The organism is Paenibacillus silvae, assembly GCF_014639235.1.
Lineage (GTDB): Bacteria > Bacillota > Bacilli > Paenibacillales > Paenibacillaceae > Paenibacillus > Paenibacillus silvae.
In genome coordinates this window covers 145,739-168,913 of record NZ_BMFU01000007.1, presented here as the reverse complement: position 1 = coordinate 168,913, position 23,175 = coordinate 145,739, and the positions used below count along the sequence as shown (strand labels likewise).

Genomic DNA, 23,175 nt, shown 5'->3' with positions numbered 1-23,175 from the left:
TATTGATATATATGTATAGCGATGGGCTGCTTGCCCTTAGCGAAGCATACCGGGAGGTTAGACGATCGCATGAACAATTCCATGATTAGTGCCAAGGTGTCCATGACCGCGATTCAGCAGCGACTGGATGTCATTTCCGATAATATTGCCAATGTGAATACGGCAGGCTATAAAAGCAAGCAGGCAAGTTTTGAGGATGCGCTGACGCGTGTGCAGCAGCAGGATGACAAGTACAAGCAGGATGGACGCTCGACGCCAATGGGATATAACCTGGGCTTTGGTGCCCGTCTGGTTAATCTCACCAGAGATATGTCCCAGGGAAGCATGAAGGAAACAGGCAATCCGACAGATCTGGCGATTGAAGGGGATGCATTGTTTGCTGTGGAGGCCAATGGACAGAAGGTGTGGACACGTCAGGGCGCGTTTCATTTTGTACCAGATATGCGTCCAAAAGCCAATCCTAATGCCCCGGACCAGATGGTGCTGGTGAATGACCAAGGTTACTTCGCGCTCAATCGTCAAGGACAGCCGATTACGGCGCCTAAGGACAGCACGGTTGCTTTTGATGAGAAAGGCAATTTGCTGGTGCGTCAGGGTAGTGCGGCTAACGCTGTCATTACTGGACAACTGCAAATGGTGGATGTGGAACGTCCTGATGGGCTGGTACAGCTGTCAGATAATTTGTTTGGACTCGACGCAGGGTTAACCGAGGATGATGTGTTCGGGGCTAATGCGGCGACACGTGAGCCTCAGGCAGCGATTCGCACAGGATTCCTTGAACAGTCTAATGTAGATTTGACGCAGGAGATGGCACTCCTCATGCAAGGACAGCGGACATACCAACTGGCGGCACGGGCGCTGACATCCAGTGATTCCATGGCGGGTCTTGCCAATAATATGAGAGCATAAAGGTGAATGGGATGACAGAAACACAGCAGCAGAACAGCAAGCCGGAACCGAAGGAAGTCAAGAAGAAAACGAAGAGCTGGTGGCGCATCGCAAGATGGTTCCTGATTCCGATTCTGCTTGTTCTTGCCCTCGCTGGCGGAATGGTCGCTGGATATGTGGTACTGGGCAAACAGGATATCGGTTCCGTATGGCAATGGAGTACCTGGAAGCATGTCTATGATCTGGTATTTGCTCCATAAGATAACGAGTTCAGCGAAAACTCCTGCGCAGGCAGGAGTTTTCTTTTTGGTGTTGAAAACAGTATAATGATTGATGTTGAGAAGAGCCGATGTGTTGATGTTGAGAAGAGTATGACAGAGGGTGACGTTTAACGTCAGAAGAGGCCTCCCCTGCGAAAGACTTGCTGTCATCGCGAAGAGAGACCCCTTATCTCAACCTTCACTACTGCAGTCATGAAGGATATAACTATTGTTAACCTTTAAACCACATTTCATACAATTAAAAATGAAAACGAAAAACCAAAATGAAAATGAAAACCACTTATATGAGGATCGACTTGATCATGCAATGTTAATGGTTTTTGCACTACAGTAAGTGGAGGGAAAGGAATCGTTCAAAAGAAGCGAAGCGTTCGCCTTTGTCACCGAATTTTGACCATTGAAAAATGGATCATAGAAAATTCGGGGACAACAGCGATCGAAGGAACGATCCATTCCCGGAACGACTCTATTGTGCATTACATTATTGCATGATGGAGAGCCCTCGTATAAACACCCCGAGAGGAGATTATATTGTGCTAGATATCAAACAAATCCAATCCATTATTCCGCATCGCCCGCCTTTCCTGCTGGTGGACCGCATTCTGGAGATGGAGGATGGCAAGCGTGCTGTAGGTTTGAAAAATGTAACGATCAATGAACCGTTCTTCGTAGGACATTTCCCTGAATACCCGGTAATGCCAGGTGTATTGATCACCGAAGCTTTGGCTCAGGTTGGTGCGGCAGCAATGCTCAATCTGGAAGCAAACAAAGGCAAAATCGGCTTTTTGGCGGGACTGGATAACTTCCGTTTCCGTGGACAAGTTGTGCCTGGAGATACGTTGATTCTTGAGGTGGAGATCACACGTCTGAAGGGCTCGATTGGCAAAGGTCAAGCGACAGCTCGCGTAGATGACAAAATCGTCGCTGAAGGCGAAATCATGTTTGCACTGTCAGACCCAAGCTGATCTAGTTCTACTTATGAACATGCAGAACAGCTAAGCTGATTACAGAATTTCTTATAGACGGAAGGGGCTTATTGGATATGGAACAGTTAAGCGCAGCAGCAGCCGAGACACTACAGCAATGGTTGGAGGATGCTTCTATTGACGAAGCAACGAAACAGGAGCTTCGTGATCTGAAGGATCAACCGAAAGAGCTGGAAGAGCGTTTCTACAGAAACCTGGAGTTTGGAACAGGTGGATTACGCGGTGTGATTGGTGCCGGCAGCAACCGGATGAACAAATATACGGTCGGTCGTGCGACACAAGGCTTTGCCCGGTATTTGCTGGAGCAGCATGGGGACAAGGAAGGCAAACCTTCGGTGGTCATCGCTCACGATTCCCGTCACTTCTCACCTGAATTCTCGCTGGATGCAGCGCTTGTACTGGCAGCGAACGGTATTGTAGCCAAACTGTATCCATCCCTGCGTTCCACACCGCAGCTCTCCTTTAGCGTGCGCCATCTGCAAGCAACAGGGGGGATCGTTGTGACGGCGAGCCATAACCCGCCAGAGTACAATGGATACAAAGTATACAACCACCAAGGCGGTCAGCTGGTTCCGCATGAAGCAGAGAAGGTTATTCAATATATTCAAGAGGTTCCTTCTCTTACTGATGTGAAAAAGCTGACCCGCGAAGAGGCAGAGGCACAAGGGCTGTTGATCTGGCTCGGTGAAGCAGAAGATCAGGCCTTTATCGACACGGTGGCAGCTCGCAGTTTGAGCCGTGAACTGATTCAATCCGGCATCGGCCGTGATTTCAAAATCGTATATACCCCGCTGCACGGCACAGGCAACCTCCCGGTTCGCCGCGTACTGGAGCAGATTGGATTCGAGCAGCTGTACATCGTTGCCGAGCAGGAGCAGCCGGATGCTGAATTTTCCACAGTAAAATCCCCGAACCCGGAAGAGCGCGAGGCGTTCACACTGGCGATGAAGCTGGGTGAGTCTGTCGGTGCAGACATTCTGATCGGTACAGACCCGGATGCAGACCGCATGGGTGCGGTTGTGAAGGACAAGGATGGCAAATATTTCGTCTTGTCTGGCAACCAGTCTGGTGCGATTATGGTACATTATCTGCTAAGTCGTCTGCAGGAGACAGGTACGCTGCCTAGCAACGGTGCGGTAATCAAAACAATTGTAACCAGTGAGATGGGGGCAGTGATCGCTCAGCATTACGGTGCAGAAGTGATGAACACCCTGACAGGCTTTAAATATATCGGTGAAAAAATGAACCAGTTCGAAGCCACCGGAAGTCATACCTTCCTCTTCGGATATGAAGAGAGCTATGGCTACCTCTCCGGCAATTATGCCCGTGACAAGGACGCTGTCCTTGCTTCGATGCTGATTGCTGAAGCGGCTGCTTATTACAAAAGCCAGGGCAAAACACTCTATGATGTGCTGCAGGAGCTGTACAGCCAGTTTGGCTACTTCCTGGAGAAGCTGGAGTCCCGTACACTCAAAGGCAAAGACGGCGTAGCGCAGATTCAGGCGAAAATGACGGACTGGCGCAGCAATCCGCCACAGGAAGTGGCCGGTATCGCTGTTCAGGATGTACTGGATTACTCCCTGGGTCTGGACGGTCTTCCTAAAGAGAATGTACTGAAGTTCATTCTGGCAGACGGTTCCTGGTTCTGCTTGCGTCCTTCCGGTACAGAGCCTAAGATCAAAGTTTACTTTGCAGTACGTGGCGAGAGCCTGGAGGATGCTGAGGGCAGAGTGGAGCGTCTGGCATCAGCCGTGATGTCCCGTGTAGACGCACAATAAAATCGATTGTGTTGCAATAAAAAGATGAGAAGGCCTCTCCGCACCGTAAGGTTGGTTGGCGGAGGGGCTTTTCTTTGAAATAAAAGAGCAGGTATGCTGGCATATAAGAGCGCATGTTAACACATGCTGAGACTAATCCCTTCGGGGCATGCAAAAACAAGTTTTGGTTCCAACAACTGAGGAGGTACATGTAGTGCGTCAAAAATGGCTTTTATGGAATAATGCTTCCCGCAAGTGGTTGTGGCTCATCGTTATTATCGGTTTGGTAGCATCCATTCCTGTCATCCGTGATCGGGTGCAGACGGAATCTTCTGCGAATAAAGTGGAGCTGGTCTTCAATTATCGAGGACTGCTGGATATTTCAGCTTATCAGGCTCATCCCCAGGATTTTATTGATCAACAAGCAGCGCGGCTCAAAGAGGCTGGCGTGACAACGATGGCTGTTTTTGAGAGCACGCTGGACGAGCTCAAGAAAACACGCCGCTTAATGGTGTACTCTGGTCAGGATATTGCGAATATGACGAAAAGCAACATTCCTCCCAATGCGAACTATACGTACGTGTTGTTCACGTCGGAAGAGAACGCAAAGACTTACACCCCTATCATTGAACAAACGTTCGCTGAGCGTCAGATTCCTGTTGAAGCTTGGGAATTCGAAGGCCGCAGCGGCTTAATATTACAGACACCGCCGGAGAATGCGAACATGCAGCCGATGCAGCCCGATCCGGTTGCAGTGAAAATGCTACGTGATAAAGGTTTTCATATTTTACCCCGTATCTCGGACAGTGTGCCATACAATCAGCAATCCATGGAACGTTTGCTTACCTTCTTTGAAGAGAATGGTGTGACACGTATTCTGTTTGATGGAGATGCGGTCAAAGGGTACAATGATAATGCAGAGATGAAAAGTCTGGATCAGTTTGCTGAACTGCTGAACAAACATCATATCGGTCTGGCTGCTATTGAAAATCTCAAGAAACCGCAGGCTGGATTCCAGACGCTGGCTTACAAAATTGATTACAACGTAGCTCGTCTGTACTCGTTAAGTGATGCAGATGCGAATCTGACGGTGGATACAATTGCCGATCGTTTCGTGCTGGCAACGAAGGATCGCAACATTCGTATGATTTATTTGAATGCTTCACCAAGCCGGAATACGGCCAAAGCGGCGATCACAGATCCGATCGAAAATCTGATCAACAGTCTGGGCGAGCCGGGACATGCCGTTGAGCGTATGGCCAAGCATGGCTTTGAGCTCGGACAAGCCGAAGCATTCACGGTGAAGGATTCGTCCATTCAGCGGTATGCGAAGCTGGTTGCGCTTATTGGGGCTATCGCTTTAATATCACTCATGGTTTCTTATTTTGTACCTGTAATCACGATTGCTGTATTCCTTCTTGGATTGGTGGGCAGCGCAGGTCTGTTCCTGCTGAAGCCAACGCTGTTAGAGCAGGCGATTGCCTTGCTGGCGGCGATTGCTGCACCAACCATTGCAATGGTACTCGCGGTTCGCACTGTTAATGCGCAGCAGCTTCGTCAACCGGATGCTTCTGCGGGTCGCCGTTTGAAACAGACGATTATTCTGTATGTAAGAACTTCAATTCTTACATTCGTAGCTGTACCTTTTGTGATTGCTTTGTTGAATAACATTACGTACAGTCTGGTAATTAACCAGTTCCGTGGTGTGAGCCTGCTGCACTTTGCCCCGATCGGGCTGGTAGCACTCTATATTGTGTTCTATCGCGGCTCCGGTTCAATCTCCGTGAAACAGATCAAGGATTTGCTCCGTATGCCAATTACCGTCATTATGGTGATACTGGCACTTGTTGCTGCTGTTGTTGGATATTATTATTTGAGCCGTACAGGCAACTCCGGTTCGGTTACGCCATTTGAGATGTTCCTGCGTACAACGCTGGAGGATACCTTTGGTGTTCGGCCGAGATTTAAAGAATTTGTACTTGGACACCCACTGTTTATCGTTGGCGTGTTCGCCGCTTTAAAATACCGTAAAGTCATCTTTGCGCTGATTATCGCTACGATGGGTCAACTGTCTATGGTGGATACATTTGCGCATATTCATACACCGGCTGTACTGTCACTGATTCGCGGTGTGATGGGACTCGGACTTGGCTTGATCATTGGTATCATTGCTGTGGGTGTGTGGCAAGTCGCGGAAGGATGTTGGAAAAAATGGTCCCCACTACTAAAAAGCTAGTCATTTCAGGGTACTACGGATTTCGCAATAGCGGAGATGAGGCTGTACTGAAGTCCATCCTGACCGCATTGGAGGAAGAGAGTCAGCGATCCAATGTGACGATTGAACCGATTGTGCTCTCGGTCGACCCTGCATGGACAACCTCTATGTATGGCGTTCGTGCGGTACACCGAATGAAGCTAAAGGAAGTTCGTGAAGCGCTCAAGGAGAGTGATGGACTCATCAGCGGCGGAGGCAGTCTGCTTCAGGATGCAACGGGTTTGAAGTCCATCCCTTATTATCTGGGTGTGATCAAGCTGGCTCAGTGGTTGAAAAAGCCTACATTTATCTATGCTCAGGGCATTGGCCCTGTGAACCGTAAAATATTTAATCCGATGATCAAATCGGTATTCAAGTCCTGTACCTACGTATCGGTACGAGATGAGCAGTCCGCAGATTATTTACGCAGACTTGGGCTGAAGTGGAATCAAATTCATGTTGTGCCTGATCCGGTGATGGGGCTGCCGTTACCGGAGAAAGCTTTTGTACAAAGTGTTGGAGGAAATATTACTTCTAATACTGTAGATGCAACTGCTGCTGATGGTGGTAACAGCACTGTGGTTGCCCATGATGCTTCTGGTGTAGATGTTGACGCTAATATTACGTTGGAGCGGCAGCAAGTAGGCTCGGATACATCAGAGACGAAACATGTCAAGCTTCCAGTGATCGGTGTGTCCGTTCGTTTCTGGGAAGCGGATCGCAAGGAGCTGACGGCTATTGCTGCCGGATTGAAGAAGCTGGCTGCCAGGAAGGCAGTACATCTGCGCTTCCTGCCATTTCATCTGCCTGATGATGTGCAGGCCTCGCGTTTTATTATGGAGATGCTCGGTGATATAACCCGTAAAGGCAGTGAGATCAGTATCACAGAGGACCTTACCGATCCTCAACTGATGCTGGAGGAAGTGAGCCGGTGTGATCTCATGATCGGTATGAGATTGCACAGTCTGATCTACGCCGCTTCCCAGTACGTTCTGCCAGTCGGCATTTCATATGATCCCAAGATCGATCAGTTCCTGCTTCGACTGGAGAGCGAACCAGCGGGAGATACCGGCTCACTGGATGGCGACAAGCTTGCCGAGCAGGTAGCCGGATTGTTGGACCAGCGTTCCCAATGGCTGAAGCAGCATGAGGATCGCATTACGGCGTTGAAGCAGGAGGCCAGAGAGCCTGCAAAGCAAATTATTACCTATTTAGGCCGCAAAGGATGAGATAACAATGAGTCAGACGGGATCTATTCCTACCGTTTCGATCTATGGTATTCCTTTTTCCAAGTTAACGATGAAAGAAACGGTCGAGGTGCTTGAGCAAGCAGTGCTGTCCAAACAGCCGCATCAGATCATTACAGCCAATCCGATTATGGTCATGGCCGCACTGGAAAATCCGGCGATGATGCAGGTCATGCAGGATGCCGAGATGATTGTTCCAGACGGAACCGGCGTGGTGTGGGCTGCCAATTATTGCGGTGAACCTGTAGCCGAGCGGGTACCGGGGTTTGATCTTTTACATGAATTGCTGCGAGTTGGAGAAAACTATCGATGGGGCGTGTACTTGCTTGGCTCCACATCTGAGGTGATTCAAGCTACCGCAGATCGGTTACAACAGCAGTATCCGGCTATTCGTATTGTGGGTTATCGAGACGGTTTCTTTGGTCCGGCCGAGGATGAGCAGGTTGTCGCTTCTATTCGGCAGGCTGCACCGGATCTGTTATTCGTCGCTCGCGGGGCGGATACGCAAGAACCCTGGATTCACAAATACAAGCATGAGCTGCAGGTTCCTGTCACCATGGGGGTTGGCGGCAGCTTTGATATCATCTCAGGCAAAATGAAACGGGCACCCAAGCTGTTTCAAAAGCTGAGACTGGAATGGTTTTATCGTTTGCTTCGTGAGCCTAGCCGGGCTGGACGTATGCTTGCGCTCCCGAAATTCGCTCTGAAAGTGATGCGGGACAAAGAAAACGTGACAAAAGCCCGTTAAAAACAGGTAATTGCGAGATAATTGCGTGTTTTTGCTAGAAATTGAAGATAGCTTTTCACAGGTGATCAGCGTATAATTCATTCCGGCACACGTGTGCCACTCCATGAAAACCGGATTTGTTGCACATAACCACTCCGATGTCAGAATAACCTTCTGATCGCCCTTATCCCCAAATTTCTATTTATCCTTGTTCAAGGATGAAATTCGTTGATAAATGCGAGCTGCGCTTCTACAGGTTATTTCTGCCCTCTCCGTTAAAAGTGCAACAGGGATTTTCATCAATAGTGACAAACAACATTTTTTTATATATAGAAAGAAAAAGAGATCAGGGGATTTATAATTTTTGTACGGTATTATAATTGGGGGTCGAATGTTCAAATGGTAGCGATCTTTATCATTGGATTTCTTGTGTCAATGGGACTTGCTTTAGCTCTGACACCACTTGTCAAAAAGTTCGCAGTCCGCATCGGTGCTATGGATAAGCCAAACGCACGTAAGGTGCACACCCGGATTATGCCTCGTCTTGGCGGTCTCGGGATTTATCTGGCATTTATCGTTACGGTTGCAGCGCTGCTTCCATTTGTATCCTCATGGTTTACGACCAGGGATATGAGCTTTGTCAGTGCATTTCTGATCGGGGGTACCATCATTGTATTGATTGGTGCACTGGATGACCGCTTTGAATTGTCAGCCAAAGTCAAGCTGCTTGGCCAGATTGTAGCTGCGTCAGTTGTTGTGTTCGGTTTTAACATCCGCGTAGACTTCGTGAACATTCCGTTCCAGGATGCGTATTCTTCCCTTGAAACGTGGGTATCGATTCCGCTGACAATTCTATGGATTGTCGGGGTAACGAATGCCATTAACCTGATTGACGGACTGGATGGTCTGGCTGCTGGCGTGTCTGGTATTGCCATTGGTACAATTGCAGTGATGTCTTTCCTGATGGGCAATACGATGATTGCTCTGATGTGTCTGGTGCTGCTTGGCAGCATTATCGGATTCCTGTTCTTTAATTTCCACCCGGCCAAAATTTTCATGGGGGATACGGGCTCGTTATTCCTTGGTTTCTCTCTGGCTATGCTGTCGATGCTCGGATTCAAACAGATTGCCGTGGTGTCCTTCATTACACCGCTGATCATTATCGGCGTGCCGCTGTCGGATACGCTCTTTGCCATTATTCGTCGTGCGGTACAACGGAAGCCGATCTTCTCACCGGATAAAGGTCACTTGCATCACTGCTTGCGTGAGCTTGGATTCAGCCACCGTCAGACGGTGCTGATCATTTACGGAATTGCTGCTTTCTTCGGTGTACTGGCGATTATCCAGTCCTCCGCAGCGATGTTTGAAGCTAACTGGGTGACCTTTGTTGTCATCTGTATCATGATGTTTTTCCTGCAAGTGGGCGCGGAGGTCATCGGTCTCGTGAGCAAAACGAGAAAGCCGGTCATCAACTTCCTGATGCGTATGCGCGTCAAGCTGAACCCGCAGACCCGTTCGAAATCTTAAATACATTCATAATGATTACTGCTATTGTTGAATATCATTTCAGCCCCAAGTCTTATCCCGTGTGGATAAGGCTTTTTTTGTTTTTATTGAGATTTTTACTAAATAATTGGAACCTATTTGCCGATAAATAACGGTAACTGACTTAAAAAGAGGAGAGATGATTGCATGCAGCGTACGAAGAAGCCGATGATTTGGCTTATGATGGTGGCACTGATTGTATCGTTGATACCGGCAGGCTTGTCACCAGTCGCATCGGCGGCAGACAAACAGACGAGTTATTTTACTCCCGATATTTCCGAATTCAGAAATACGGTTGATTTAACATTGACAACAGGGGCTAATCAGATAACACGAGATAAAGTATATAAAGTAACAGATGCCCAACAAACGATTACTGGTACGTACACCAAAGTAACGGGTTCAACACTGGGTGCAAACATTCAATTGTTGAACTGGGACCAAAGCACAAATCGTTGGGTAGAAGATCCTGCACGTGTTGCTCCAGCAGTAGTAACGTTAGATACAGATAGACCGGATAATCGTTTCAAGGCAAATGTCACCCTTTATCCGGGTATGAACCGCATCACATTTACGGGTGCACAAGGACAGAATGAACGTTCTGAGACGTTTTATATCTTGTTTGACCAAGTACCTTACGTAGAAAAGTTGCAAGTTCTCGGTGGGACAGATAACCTGGACCTTAATGAAGGAACTCAAATTGTAGTAAATAAAGACGAGATTACGCTTCAAGGTAAAGCTGTAAATGCTACGAAAGTGACGGTATCTGTTAATAATGGCCAAGCTTTGGCAACACAGCTTCTACAAGATTATTCTTTCTTCTCACCGCAGCTTAAGCTGAATCCAGGTGTGAATGATCTGAAACTGGTTGTACAAAATGGTTCTGACACACTAACGTTCAACTATTCATTATTTTACTATGATGAAAAGAACCCAATCGTGAAATTGGACCTGTTGGATTCCAGTAGGAATGCACAAAGTTTACTTGGTGTCGAGCCTGTATTTACGGAAGATACGGACAAAGCCAAGGTGCATGTACAGATGTTGATTCCTTATGATGAAGTAAACAAAAACAAGTTTAGTGAAGGTGCAGAAATTTACGTAGATAACAACACAACAAAAGAGACGCCTATCTTTACTGAAGAAATTTTTATTCCGAGCTTAAAAGATAACACGCCTTCATATTGGTTAGTTTCCTTTGATATCGACGCTGTAAACTTTAACAAAGATACTGCTGGCGTGGTTTTGCAAGATCAGAATCATACATTATCCGTGACTTACGGAACAAAGACTATAAGCAAACGCATGGATTTCCAGTACATGAAAGGTCAAACGGTAATCACTGATCTGAAGTACCTCAAGGGTTATAGTGGAAGTGGTACCGACAATCTCCCGACTGGTGAATCATTGAACGGTGCGAAAGTGGACTCTGGTGACTTCTACATCTTGGTCAATACAAACGGTAAACCAGCTAATCCGCAGACAGGATTGAAAGCCAATTACCTTCCACTGGGGACAAGCGGAATTACGGTTAACTATGTGGCCACAGTTTCAGATACTAGTTATATCTTCAAAGTGGTTGGATTAAAGAACGGTAACCAAACCGTTCGCTTTAACTACGATAGTTCTACAGCTTATAAAGACGTTACGATTTCTTATGCATCCAAAAATTATATTTATGTTGAAAATCTGACTGATGGTCAAACGTATAATGTGGATTCCGGAAATGGAAATACACTTGCAGTCAAAGGACAATATATTGACTTCGAGGACACAATCAATAGTAATTATTTTGTTGCAGAAGTGTTTGCTAACGGTGCAAAAGTTAAATCAACTAATACTACAGAGAATCTTGATTCTACCTGGTTAGATAAAACTACTGGCGCCTTCAATTTCAAACTAAATATTTCTTTAAAGGACGGACCTTTGGTCTTTGGGGAAAACAGAATCATTTTGACAGGTACAGGTAAGGATGATAAAGGCCAAGCACGTGAAATTCGTAAAGAGCTACGGATTTATGTTATTGATAATAATGTTTCTACAATTGTTAACTTCCAGCCTGCTGTGGGAAAAGATCGTCCTAGTTTTCCGCCAAAAGAATTCAGCGCGGACAACCCTCAGCTTGCACAGATTTTCAATCTGACACCTGACTTTATTTACAATGATAGTAAGTACACGACTAGTTTAAAAAACTACGATTTGGTTCTGCGCGGTAGCGGTGCAGTCAAAATGAATTTGAATATGGGAACCAAAAATATTCTGTCAGTTGACTTGCCAGTTAACTCAGTAGATAATGCCGTGGTCACATTTGCCGGTGAACGCTACACTTATGATTTCGCAGGTGATCAAAAAGACTTTATTATGCGTGTTCAGGATTTGGTTGCAGATGCACCAGGAACATATGTCTACACCTTGGAGCTAATCAACGAGACCGGAGCGAAGACATCGCAAAAACTGGAGATAGTCAGAGAAGTGAGTTCCTATCGCATTCTGTCTCCACAACCAACCGTTGGCAAGCAAATTGTGGTCAATAAAAACTTTGTTCACTTTGACATTGAAGCAGAGGGGGCAACAGAAGTCCTTATTGGTAAAGATCCTGCTGTAAAACGTACAGATTTGGGAGAAAACCGTTTTGTATATGACTATGTAGGATTGAAACAAGATAAAGGAAATAAAATCAAAATCACAATCACACGTGCTGGTACAAGTAACACGGATACCATTGAAGTGTTCTACACAGGTACTGTAGGTGTAGATGCTCAGTACATGGCACCGAAGGTGGCAACCAAATATACAGTATTCAATAAGGGACTTCAACTCAGTTTCCCGAAAGGTACTGTAATGCAAAGCACCAGTACGCGAGGTATTACGAAGTACTATCCTGATACGAAACTTCTATTCGGTATTGCTGACCCGACTACGGGGATTGTAGAACGCCGCAATGACTATGGTAACATTATTGGCTTCCCTGGAACTGGCGAAGATAGTGGTGCACCGGCTTGGAGTATTCCGGATGAGTACTTGCTTAACTTTGGATCAACAAGTGCATCTAGTAACTTTGGGAAAATCTCCGAAATCTACTGGATTAATGGTGGCTTGGGTGAGTCGGGAGATCTGGGCTCAGCTACGTATGCAGCTCCAACGGATGGATTGACGCCTTACTCCGTAGAAGGGTTGTTTGGTAATCCTCAGACACCTACAGAGCGCAAAATAACACCATCACAGCGGGGAACTCTTACGCTGGCTTTTGATTCTAACGTGGTAGACGAAGCTGGTTCTACAATTACTGTATATCGGTATACAGCGACTCGTCAGTGGGAAAATATAGGTGGTGAGGTTGATACCAAAGCACATACGGTTACTGTGCCATTTGATGAATTTGGCTACTATAAAGTAATGAAGTTGAGTCGCAGCTATAATGACATAACGAATCATAATTGGGCCCGTAATATTTTGAATGGCCTCTATTCCAAAGGATTTATGAACAACTTGCGTTTTGAGCAATTCGGTACAGATGATCAAACAACACGTGGAGAGTTCGCGACACTACTGGTTAAAGGTCTTAATTTGCCGATTAACTCGGACAATAATCGTACTTTCGTGGATCTCGTACCAGGTGCGCGTTCTGCGACATGGGATTATGACCGTATTGAAACAGCGGCAAGAGCAGGAATTGTAACGGGTCTGACAGACGGTGTGTTTGGACCGGATCAACCGCTGACTCGTGAACAAGCAGCAGTCATGATTGCTCGTGCTCTGAAGCTTAAATTGGCAACGAATGATAGTAAGCTGGATGCTTCACTTGCTAAGGCATTTTTGGATTCAGGCAGCATTGAGAAATATGCAGGTCCATCCATCATGGCGGTATCGAAGGCTAAAATCATGGAAGGAGCAGCTGTAACGGTTGCCGGCCAGAAGAAGCCACAATACAATTTCAATCCAAAAGGTAATTTGACTCGTGCAGAAGCGGGTAAAATTGCTGTTGAATTGCTCAAGAAAAGCACCAAAGTATTCCCTAAAAACTTGAGCTAGTTCATCAAAGTTCATTTATGCATTATTGGAAGGACCTGTCCCTTGTGCTAAAGGGGCGGGTCTTTTTGACTGCTAAGGAATTGATAAAGAATACTATTTATAATAGTAGAAAACTGTTTTTTACCAATAACTATTTTTGTAATTTGTTAGAGTTTAAGATACAATAACGGTAAATACACAATGATCTAGAGGGTGAAGTTAGCTAATGAAACCGATTTATTCGAAGGCCCAGTTGGGCTACATGAAAGCAAAGACACAGTTCGAGAAGCAGGCAGTCATTTTGGAAAAGAAAATAGAAGATACACGCAAAACGCAGGAAGTTACTCAGGAAGTGATGGAAGGACTCGTGCAAACGACTGGCTTCCATGACGCATATAACAACTTGGTTTTGGCTGAGAATGAACTGATTGAATGGTCTCACACCACCATGAAGCATGAAAAGACGTACCGTGAAAACAGACAACCAATTGATGATATGTATTTGAGACTGAATAGTGATCCAGAGATGCGTGCTCAAATTATCGATCTTGCGATGAAAATTCGCTAAGCGTTATATAGAAATAACTGGGTACGAAGGCATTCCTTAAGGAATGCCTTTTATTTTTCTTATGGGACAATTTGTCGCTTCATGTATAGGCTGAGCGGGTATAAATAAACGTTCGCATCAATTCAGACACAATTGAAAAATTGACATGACCACCACAATAGTACTGATTCAAGGTTTTGGACCCTATAAATTACCCGCACTGTATCAATACATAAATAAGTTCAAAACTTTTTTTGAAGAACCCGCAACTTTTTGAAATTTACTGCGTTTAAGATGTAGAGTCAAAAACATTGGGCCTCTTACCAAGAATGACCTCGTGAAGAATCTTGTCTATTTATTAGAAAAAATTGCTTTACGGCGAGAGGAACCCATTGTATAATACGTTAGGTAGGATTAGGAAACTACTCTATTTTCGTATGATTCTAAAATTAAGCTAGTTTACAAGTTTCTGTGATAAGCTCACAGACATCATTTATATTAACTTGCTCAGGACTCTGGAAAGGGGGTGCAACAATATATGAGGAACACGAGCGAAACTATTAAAGAAAATTCCCATGTTATGAACGCCCAAGGAGGAGAAAAAAAGGTTATGAAGAAAATTTTATCCGTAGCTTTGTCTACAGCAATGGCATTCTCGATGTTTGCATCTGTAGCATTTGGTGATACAGCTACTACACCACAACAACAGTTTGATGCATTGAAAGCAAAAGGTATCTTCAATGGTTATCCAGATGGTACAGCTGGTCTGAACAAAGAGATGACTCGCGCTGAGTTCGCTAAAGTTATCACTAAATTGCTTGGTCTGAAAGAAATTACTGGTGTATATTCTTACACTGACAAAAACTACAATGCTAAAAACTGGGCTGCTCCTTTCATCGAAGCAGTAACAGCTGCAGGCATCATGGAAGGTAAAAACACTGAGAAAAAAATCTTCGATTTCAACGGTAAAGTAACAATCGAAGAGATGGCTACCATCTTGACTCGTGCACTTGACCTTGAAGTTCCAACTGAAACTAACAACACAGCATCCGCATGGGCTAAAGGTTATGTTCAAGCGGCAATCAATGCAGGATTGGTTGATTCCAGCCTGAACTTCCAGTCCAATGCTTCCCGCGAATTGCTCGTAGGCGCTGCTTATGCAGTTGATCAAGAGCAAAGCCTGAAAGTTGCTTCTTACGATGTAACTGAAGCTGGTAAAGTTGTTACTTTCAAAATGAGCGACGGTGAATCCGTTAAAGTAACTTTGGATAAAGCTCTTGAAGCTAACAAAGAGACTGAAGTGAAATTTACTTACAAAGATAAAGAGTTCACTGAAAAAGTTACTTATGTAACTACAGTAGCTCAAGCAGTATCTTCTGTATCTGCTACAAACTTGAAAGAAATCACTGTTAAGTTCGACGGTACTGTAGATCCAGCAACTGCTGAAAGCACTAATAACTATGTTGTTAGCGGCATTACTTTCAAAAGTGCAACACTTTCCGATGACAAAACAACTGTAACTTTGTTGGTTGATGCAAACTCTTCTGCTCTGACTAACCAAAGAGCAACTAGCCTGCAAATCAACAACGTTAAAAACGCTGATGGAACTAAAACATTTACACAAAAAGTAGAGTTTACTCCACTTGATGTAGCAGTTCCGGAAGTTAAAGAAGTTAAAGCTCTGGGAACTAAAGCTTTCAAAGTAGTATTCAGTGAGCCAGTTCAACAATCTACAGTTAACGCTACTTCTTTCCGCGTTGACAACAACGTGATTGCAGCTTCTGTTAAGTACGTATACCCTAACACGGCTATCGTAACTACAGACCTGACTGCTGGTGAACACACTCTGCGTGTTAGCGATGTTAAAGACTTCTCAGGTCTGACTATCGTTCCAGTAGAAAGTAAATTCACTGCTACTGAAGATACAGCTGCTCCACAAGTTGTTTCTGTTAAATCTAACGACTTGAAAGAAGTTACAGTTGAATTCGATGAAACTGTTAAGAGCGTTGCAAGTGCATATGCAAACGTATCTGGTAACAGTGCTCAATCCATCGAAATCAACGACAATAAAGTAACTTTGAAGTTCAATAACCCGTTGAACTACACTGAGAACACAATCCACTTGGCTTCTGTAAGTGACTACAGCAACAACTCTGCTTCTGTAGACGCTAAAGTGACTCCAACATTGGATACTGTTCGTCCTACTGTTGTAAGTACTGATTTCTATGTTGAAAACGGAAATTACTATGCTAAGTTCCAGTTCAGCAAATCTCTGAAATTGGAATCTGCAACTGATGCTTCCAACTATGTTTTGAAAAACTCTGAAGGTAAAGTGCCTTCCATCGCAGGAATTGATGGAGATGGACACCCAGTTGTTAAACCAGTATACACAGACAACAATAAAACTGTTGTTGTAAACTTGGGTAGCAGCTTGTCTTCTGACGCAACTTATACATTGACTGTATCAGGCGTGGTAGATAATGCATATGTTGGTAACGTATTGTTGCCTTACACTGCAACTCTGAACGCTAATACTGCTCAAAATGGTAAAGTATCCCGCGTATGGGCTGATGTGTCTAGCGCTAAGCCGAACTACATTTTCGTTCAGTTCAACAAAACGTTGGCAACAACTGGCGAAGGTAATGCGCTGGAAGCAGCTAAGTACATCGTAAAAGACAACGCTGGACGCTCTTTCCAAATCGCTAAAGAAAACAATGACATTAACTTGATCTCTACCAACACTGTACGAATCGCAGTAACTGGAACTATTCCTGCTGGATTCGATTGGACTGGTAAAGTTGAAGTAACTGCAAGCTACATCAAAGATTCCGAAGGCAAATACTTCAATAACGGAAGCTTTACTGTTGGAGATGCTCTGAGTGGTTCTACTATCGGTGTGACTGGCGATGTATACGCTACTAGTCGCAAAGAAATCAAAATCAAGTTTGATGCTGCTTTGTCCAACGTTAACTTGAGTGATTTCTCCGTATCTGGTGTTGCTTCTCAACCAACTTCTTACACACTGGCTGACAATAACAAAACATTGTTGTTGAAATTTGCCGACAATGCAATTCCAGTGAATGTAGCTGGTGTAACCGTATCTACAGTTTCGACTTACACTCAAGACGCTTATGGTAACAAAATCAAAGCTATCGATACTCCAATTCCAGTTAAAGATGGTGTTGCACCAACATTTGTGAGTGGTCAATTCACAAAAGTAGGTAATGACTATACTGCGACTATCACATTGTCTGAAGAAGTAGTTGGATCTACAAAAGTAAATCCTTCATTCATTACAGATTTGTTCACTCTGAACATCGGTTCTGATGAAGTTGACATTAAAACTGTCACAATTAATGGAACTAATAAAATTGTTGTAACTGCCACAGCTTCTGCTGCACAAGCAGATAACGGAAACGCAATTGTTTCATTGAAATTCAATGGTTCCACAAACAGTTCTGCTAAAGCAGTAACAGATAAAAATGATAACGCTCTGGGCACAATCACATTTGCTGCTCAAAACAGCACAATCACAGCACCTGTTGCTCCTTAATTAAAAAGAACTTAAAGAAAAGGTCCCGCGATTTCGCGGGACCTTTTTTCTATATAAGAGAACACTTAGAAGATTATCTTGAGCAAATAACAAATTCCATCAAGATAACATTATCTACTGAATCTTCTAAAAGTAAATAGTAATATCTTTGAAACTTCCTATACATATTATTCGTCTATAATATATGTATTATGGAAATCTATGTATGGAGGTTTCAAGTGAAAAATAAACTGAAGAAGGTCATTGTTGCAACTACCGTACTGGGGTTGACTCAAGCCGCTTGGATTAACAATGTTCCAATGGTTCAAGCCGCAACACCTAATAACACATCCCAAACTCAAAAGGCTGTCAAGACGTTATCTAATGTTCCGGTTGTCAAGCTATCATCAAAAAGCAGTGTTAGAATTACGGATGTCAATGTTCTGACTCAAGACGAAGGCAAGCTGATTACGTACACCCTCACGTATACGAACAATGAGAAAAAAAGCTTGCAGCTGGTCGATTACTGGACAAAGGTTAGAAGTAAAAGTGGAACAAGTTATACTTCCAAATTGCTGACGCAAGATGCAGAGAAAAAGAGTGTTGCAGCTGGCTCTACTCTATCCGTTACATATGTGACGACTGTTGGCAAAAACGTGCAGCTCAGCAATCTGAATTTTGAAATTGTTAAATGGGACTTCAGCAAGCCCAATTATGAAAGCATTCTAGGGAAAATCAATATTCCTGACTCGTATACAGTGGCTACCCCAGTGAATACAGTCAAAAAGGTACGGATCAATGATATTCCGGTGAAAATTAAAGTCCAGGGTCTACAGACATTCTCTGCCTCGGACACATCCAACTATGCAAGTGTTAAAATTAATCTGCATAACGTTGGTTATAAAGGACTGGAAAATCCTAATGTGAAGTGGGTTCTGAGAACAAAGGGTGGCAGTAGTTATCCGCTTAATCTAAATTCAAACGATACAACGTACAGCGTACAGCCTCAAGAGTCCAGAAGCATCAATTATATAACTACCGTTCCCAAGAAGGTGAAACTGGATGGGGCTGAGCTTATTATGGTTCAAGAGAATGAAGCTGAGAAATCAGTTATTCCACTTGCCACTATGCAAATGCCCAAATCAACCTCGTTGCAGAATACAGAAATTAAGGTTGGAAAGGTTCATACCATAACGCTCGAAGATAACAAGGGCAAGATGGCTACGAGTGTGGGAGATGTCAGTGTCAGTCAGACTCATGGTAATAACTACTATACAGTCAACTTCAAATTTAAAAATACGGGATCAAGGGAAGTTGCCGTACCCAAATATGATTTCTCGGTTCAAAATAAAAAGGGAAATGATTATCCGTTGTCCACCAAGGCACTGGATAATTTGAAATTGAAACCAGATGAGGAGCGCTTAATTCGTCTGACATTTAGTTTGCCTTATGATGAAGCTGATGGAACACTGAAGTTGGTTATGAATACACCAAAAGCTGAGGGCACCGAGGGTACGGGAAGCAAAGAAATTAAATTCTCGTATCCTGCGGGAACATACATTCTTCCCAAAGCTACTTCCATGCAGCAATCTATTGGTACAGAGAGCACTCTTCAGATTCAAAATGGAACATTGGGTGTCACATGGAATTCTGTTCAGCGTCTTCCTTGGGATAATGCGGATGTTTTATCCGCAAGAGTTACTTTACGCAATGTTTCAACCAATACTCTTAAACTCCCGCAGCTCAAAGGGATGTTATCGATAGATTCAGCTGATATAGCAGATACTCAATTGTTAATTAGTCAGAACTCAGGATTGCTTGGACCAGGCATGTCTATTGATGTACATCTGTTAACATCACTACCTACCAATCTGGATGTAGCCCAATTGCAAGTGGCGCTATCTGAAGTTGTGGGTGAGAACACATCTGAATTGATCAGACTGACTCACATTGGTCAGCTTCCGCAGATACCGCAAGTAGAGTTGGGGTCTAACTATGCGTTGAATACGCCTGGGAAGAAATCCGAACTCCAAGTGAAGAGAACACTGATTTACCCAGGAACATCTTCTGATATCGTGTACACGGAGCTTCAGGTGAAAAATATTGAGGATCGGCAGATTGACCTTGCCAAATTAACCGGATATTACGAATCTAAAAATGGTGAGTATTATAAAACAACGGTTAAGCAGATTGATTATCCAGCAGGACCAGGTGATTCTGCATTAGTAACCATGTGGTCCAAAATCCCTAGAAAAACGGTAGTGTCTGATATGAAGCTGTTGATCGGTGAGACAATAAGTGGAGACACGGGTAAAGAAGGAACAACTACAGGTGCAGGATATGTTGATGCGGCTTCGTTTGAATTAAAGCCCGATCAGGAGTCGACATTAAATACAATTAAGAATCTTGAGATCTACCCATTCACTCTTCAAACAAGAGATTTTAAAGCTTCTCTTAGTGGGGGGTCTACTGTAAACCTTTCATGGAATTATGATGCTGTACGGAATAACGATATGAACATGCCAGAAAGTGAACATAAACTTATTGTGCAGCTGATTGAGCCTACCGGTAAAGTATTCGACAAAGAAATTGTGCTTGATAAAGATTTGAAGGAAGGAAACAATAAATTTTTGAATTGGACCGTTGAGGATGTTGTTTTTGAAGATCGACGCAGTGGAGCTTATACTATTGCCATATATGATGAGTTCCAAGGTCAACGGATTAAACTGGCAACACAGGCGATGGGCTTTGTTCCAGCTGTCGGCAATCTACCAGGTGCTGAATAATTGATAGAGTAAGCATCGTTGTTAAATCTTTCTATTAAAGATATGATAGAAAATGACGACAAATATATGTAGATTGGTTTTATAGAAGGGAAGGTACAATCATTAATGAAACCTTATATGAAAGTATCTCTGGCTGCGCTTGCTATCGGTGTTGGGGTGTGGGTTGGATCTGTATACAGCAACACAGCTATCGGTGCAGGCACCATTCAACCAGGCACAGCGGATGATCCGGTTGTGACGAAGAGTTATGTAGATCAACAAATTCAAAAGGCTTTAAACGGCGGTACTAATGCTGGATCGGGAAGCTCCGCAGGCAATAATAGCGGATCTACAGGGACAGGCAGCACAGGTGGTGATACATCGCTTCCACCGGTGGTATCTGGAGCATCTGATGCAGTAGAGATTGTTACCGTGAAGCCGGGCCAACAGCTCATCGGTGCCTCTGGCGCGGAATTCATTGTACGCAGCGGCAAGGCTGTGATCGTCAGTGAAGGTACGAATGGTGTAGCTGATCTGACGGACGGGGTTGACCTGACGAATGGACAGGCCGCGCCGACCAATCACCTGCTCTCTTTTCCAAGGGATGGACGGGGTATAACGGTATTGGACGGGAACAAGTACAGCCTAACGGTTATGGTTCGCGGCGGATATTCTTTGAAATAGGTTAAGCATATATGCGCATTTTTATTCATTTGATTTGTGTAGATTAACCAGTTCTAACAAACATTTATACGGCTAGCCATCTGGGTTCCTGCTCACTCTATAATTGTACAAACCAATTTAACGGAGGTGCCGGAATTATGGCTAGAAGCAACCGCAGAGTAGTACCGGAAAGTCGTCAGATGCTGGATCAGATGAAGTATGAGATTGCTGCCGAGTTTGGTCTGAATGTTGGGTATGGTCAAAGTGCACTTGCTGGCGCAAATACTGAGTTTGGTTCTGAATTGGGTGCCATAAGTGATCATTCCTACGGTCAATACAAAGGCTGGGGCCATCTGACTTCCCGTGAGAATGGATCGGTTGGTGGAGAGATTACGAAAAGGCTGATTCGTCAGGCAGAAAAGCAGTTATTATAAGATTTTTCTTTATCCCACTTGGTTTGACACGGCTTGACAAATGCGATAAGATGACATTTGAGGTATGCAACCTTTTCCAAGAGGAAAAGGTTGATTTTTTGTTAAGGCAATTACCTGAAAAATCCTTATCTTCGTAACCGCGGACCCTGCGTCCTTATTCCGCCCGGAAAGCTTTCGAGGGTACAGTGAACGAATCACCGTAAATGTTTTGTTCGGGCAATCGCCATACTACTAGTTATGGGAGGTTGAAACTTCATGTCTGTTAAAGGCCGACATCTATTCACATCGGAGTCTGTAACCGAAGGACATCCGGATAAGATTTGCGACCAGATCTCGGACGCCGTATTGGACGCGTTTCTGGCGAATGATCCAAACGCTCGTGTAGCGTGCGAAGTTTCCGTGGCTACAGGCCTAGTGCTTGTCATCGGTGAAATCAGTTCAGCTTCTGAATACGTAGACATTCCGGCCATTGTACGTAATACGGTTAAGGAAATCGGGTACACACGTGCCAAATATGGTTTTGACTACAATACTTGCGCCGTTCTGACTTCTCTGAACGAGCAGTCTGCAGATATCGCGCAAGGGGTTAACGCAGCACTGGAGAACCGTGATCCGGCTCAAGTCGCTCGCGAAACAGAAAATATCGGTGCGGGTGACCAAGGTCTGATGTTTGGGTTTGCAACGAATGAAACACCAGAACTCATGCCATTGCCAATCGCATTGTCCCACCGTATTGCTCGTCGCCTTGCTGAGGTACGTAAAAACGGTACACTGGATTACCTTCGTCCGGACGGTAAAACGCAAGTAACTATCGAATATGACGGCGACAAAGTGGTTCGTGTCGATACAATTGTGGTATCCACTCAGCACGCTGAAGAGATTACCCTTGAGCAGATTCAAAAAGACATTAAAGAACAAGTTATCCTGCCTGTCGTTCCGGCTGAATTGCTGGATGAGCAGACTAAATATTTCATCAACCCAACAGGACGTTTCGTTATTGGCGGACCACAAGGAGATGCAGGACTGACTGGACGTAAAATTATCGTAGATACCTACGGCGGTTATGCACGTCACGGCGGTGGAGCGTTCTCGGGTAAAGATCCGACAAAAGTAGACCGTTCCGCTGCTTATGCGGCTCGCTACGTAGCGAAAAACCTTGTTGCTGCAGGTCTTGCAGACAAAGTTGAAATTCAACTCGCTTACGCGATTGGTGTAGCCAATCCGGTATCGATCAACGTGGATACATATGGAACTGGCAAAGTCAGCGAAGAGAAGCTGGTTGAGTTGGTACGTAACAACTTCGATCTGCGTCCAGCTGGCATTATCCGTATGCTGGATCTGCGTCGCCCAATTTACAAACAAACGGCTGCTTACGGTCACTTCGGCCGCACAGATCTGGATGTACCTTGGGAGCAAGTGGACAAAGCAGATACGTTGAAAGCTCAAGCTGGTCTGTAACTTTAACTGCGACAGATCAAAGCCCCTGGTTCCGATAAGGAATCAGGGGCTTTTGCGTATATAAGCAGTTGGCTGTTGGC

Annotated in this window: 15 protein-coding genes; all 15 read left to right on the top strand. The window is 44.6% G+C overall.

Going from position 1 to position 23,175, the window contains the following annotated elements:
* Positions 1 to 69 precede the first annotated feature (69 nt).
* The 15 genes from IEW26_RS21395 (at position 70) to metK (ending at position 23,095) form a co-directional block, all read left to right on the top strand.
* Complete coding sequence (locus IEW26_RS21395) at positions 70 to 909, top strand: flagellar hook-basal body protein (protein WP_111269082.1); 840 nt, start codon at positions 70 to 72, stop codon at positions 907 to 909.
* Positions 910 to 920: 11 nt separating this feature from the next.
* The gene (locus IEW26_RS21390) at positions 921 to 1,148 is read left to right on the top strand and encodes a DNA-directed RNA polymerase subunit beta (RefSeq protein ID WP_188593815.1); all 228 of its coding nucleotides are present in this window, start codon (positions 921 to 923) and stop codon (positions 1,146 to 1,148) included.
* A 554-nt stretch (positions 1,149 to 1,702) separates the two neighbouring features.
* On the top strand, positions 1,703 to 2,134 hold the full coding sequence (fabZ, locus tag IEW26_RS21385; RefSeq protein WP_111269083.1) for a 3-hydroxyacyl-ACP dehydratase FabZ: 432 nt from the start codon (positions 1,703 to 1,705) through the stop codon (positions 2,132 to 2,134).
* Between the two features lie 77 nt (positions 2,135 to 2,211).
* Positions 2,212 to 3,933, top strand: a complete 1,722-nt coding sequence (locus IEW26_RS21380) for a phospho-sugar mutase (protein WP_188593814.1) — start codon at positions 2,212 to 2,214, stop codon at positions 3,931 to 3,933.
* 193 nt (positions 3,934 to 4,126) lie between these two features.
* Positions 4,127 to 6,148 (top strand): DUF5693 family protein, encoded by a 2,022-nt coding sequence (locus tag IEW26_RS21375; protein WP_188593813.1) that lies wholly within the window; start codon positions 4,127 to 4,129, stop codon positions 6,146 to 6,148.
* Positions 6,124 to 7,395, top strand: a complete 1,272-nt coding sequence (csaB, locus tag IEW26_RS21370; protein ID WP_188593812.1) for a polysaccharide pyruvyl transferase CsaB — start codon at positions 6,124 to 6,126, stop codon at positions 7,393 to 7,395. The genes IEW26_RS21375 and csaB overlap by 25 nt, the downstream gene beginning before the upstream one ends.
* A gap of 7 nt (positions 7,396 to 7,402) precedes the next feature.
* Positions 7,403 to 8,161 (top strand): WecB/TagA/CpsF family glycosyltransferase, encoded by a 759-nt coding sequence (locus tag IEW26_RS21365; protein ID WP_188593811.1) that lies wholly within the window; start codon positions 7,403 to 7,405, stop codon positions 8,159 to 8,161.
* 378 nt (positions 8,162 to 8,539) lie between these two features.
* On the top strand, positions 8,540 to 9,667 hold the full coding sequence (locus IEW26_RS21360; protein WP_111269088.1) for a glycosyltransferase family 4 protein: 1,128 nt from the start codon (positions 8,540 to 8,542) through the stop codon (positions 9,665 to 9,667).
* Positions 9,668 to 9,832: 165 nt separating this feature from the next.
* A complete protein-coding gene (locus IEW26_RS21355) occupies positions 9,833 to 13,717 on the top strand; it encodes an S-layer homology domain-containing protein (RefSeq protein ID WP_188593810.1) in 3,885 nt (1,294 codons plus the stop codon).
* A gap of 205 nt (positions 13,718 to 13,922) precedes the next feature.
* Complete coding sequence (locus IEW26_RS21350) at positions 13,923 to 14,264, top strand: hypothetical protein (RefSeq protein ID WP_188593809.1); 342 nt, start codon at positions 13,923 to 13,925, stop codon at positions 14,262 to 14,264.
* 589 nt (positions 14,265 to 14,853) lie between these two features.
* Positions 14,854 to 17,796: an S-layer homology domain-containing protein gene (locus IEW26_RS21345; protein WP_188593808.1), complete on the top strand. Its 2,943-nt coding sequence runs from the start codon at positions 14,854 to 14,856 to the stop codon at positions 17,794 to 17,796.
* A gap of 488 nt (positions 17,797 to 18,284) precedes the next feature.
* Positions 18,285 to 20,561, top strand: coding sequence for a DUF4352 domain-containing protein (locus IEW26_RS21340; RefSeq protein WP_188593807.1), 2,277 nt, complete (start codon positions 18,285 to 18,287; stop codon positions 20,559 to 20,561).
* A gap of 105 nt (positions 20,562 to 20,666) precedes the next feature.
* The gene (locus tag IEW26_RS21335; protein WP_188593806.1) at positions 20,667 to 21,224 is read left to right on the top strand and encodes a hypothetical protein; all 558 of its coding nucleotides are present in this window, start codon (positions 20,667 to 20,669) and stop codon (positions 21,222 to 21,224) included.
* Between the two features lie 137 nt (positions 21,225 to 21,361).
* A complete protein-coding gene (locus IEW26_RS21330) occupies positions 21,362 to 21,637 on the top strand; it encodes an alpha/beta-type small acid-soluble spore protein (protein ID WP_188593805.1) in 276 nt (91 codons plus the stop codon).
* A gap of 255 nt (positions 21,638 to 21,892) precedes the next feature.
* The gene (metK, locus tag IEW26_RS21325) at positions 21,893 to 23,095 is read left to right on the top strand and encodes a methionine adenosyltransferase (protein ID WP_188593804.1); all 1,203 of its coding nucleotides are present in this window, start codon (positions 21,893 to 21,895) and stop codon (positions 23,093 to 23,095) included.
* Positions 23,096 to 23,175 lie beyond the last annotated feature (80 nt).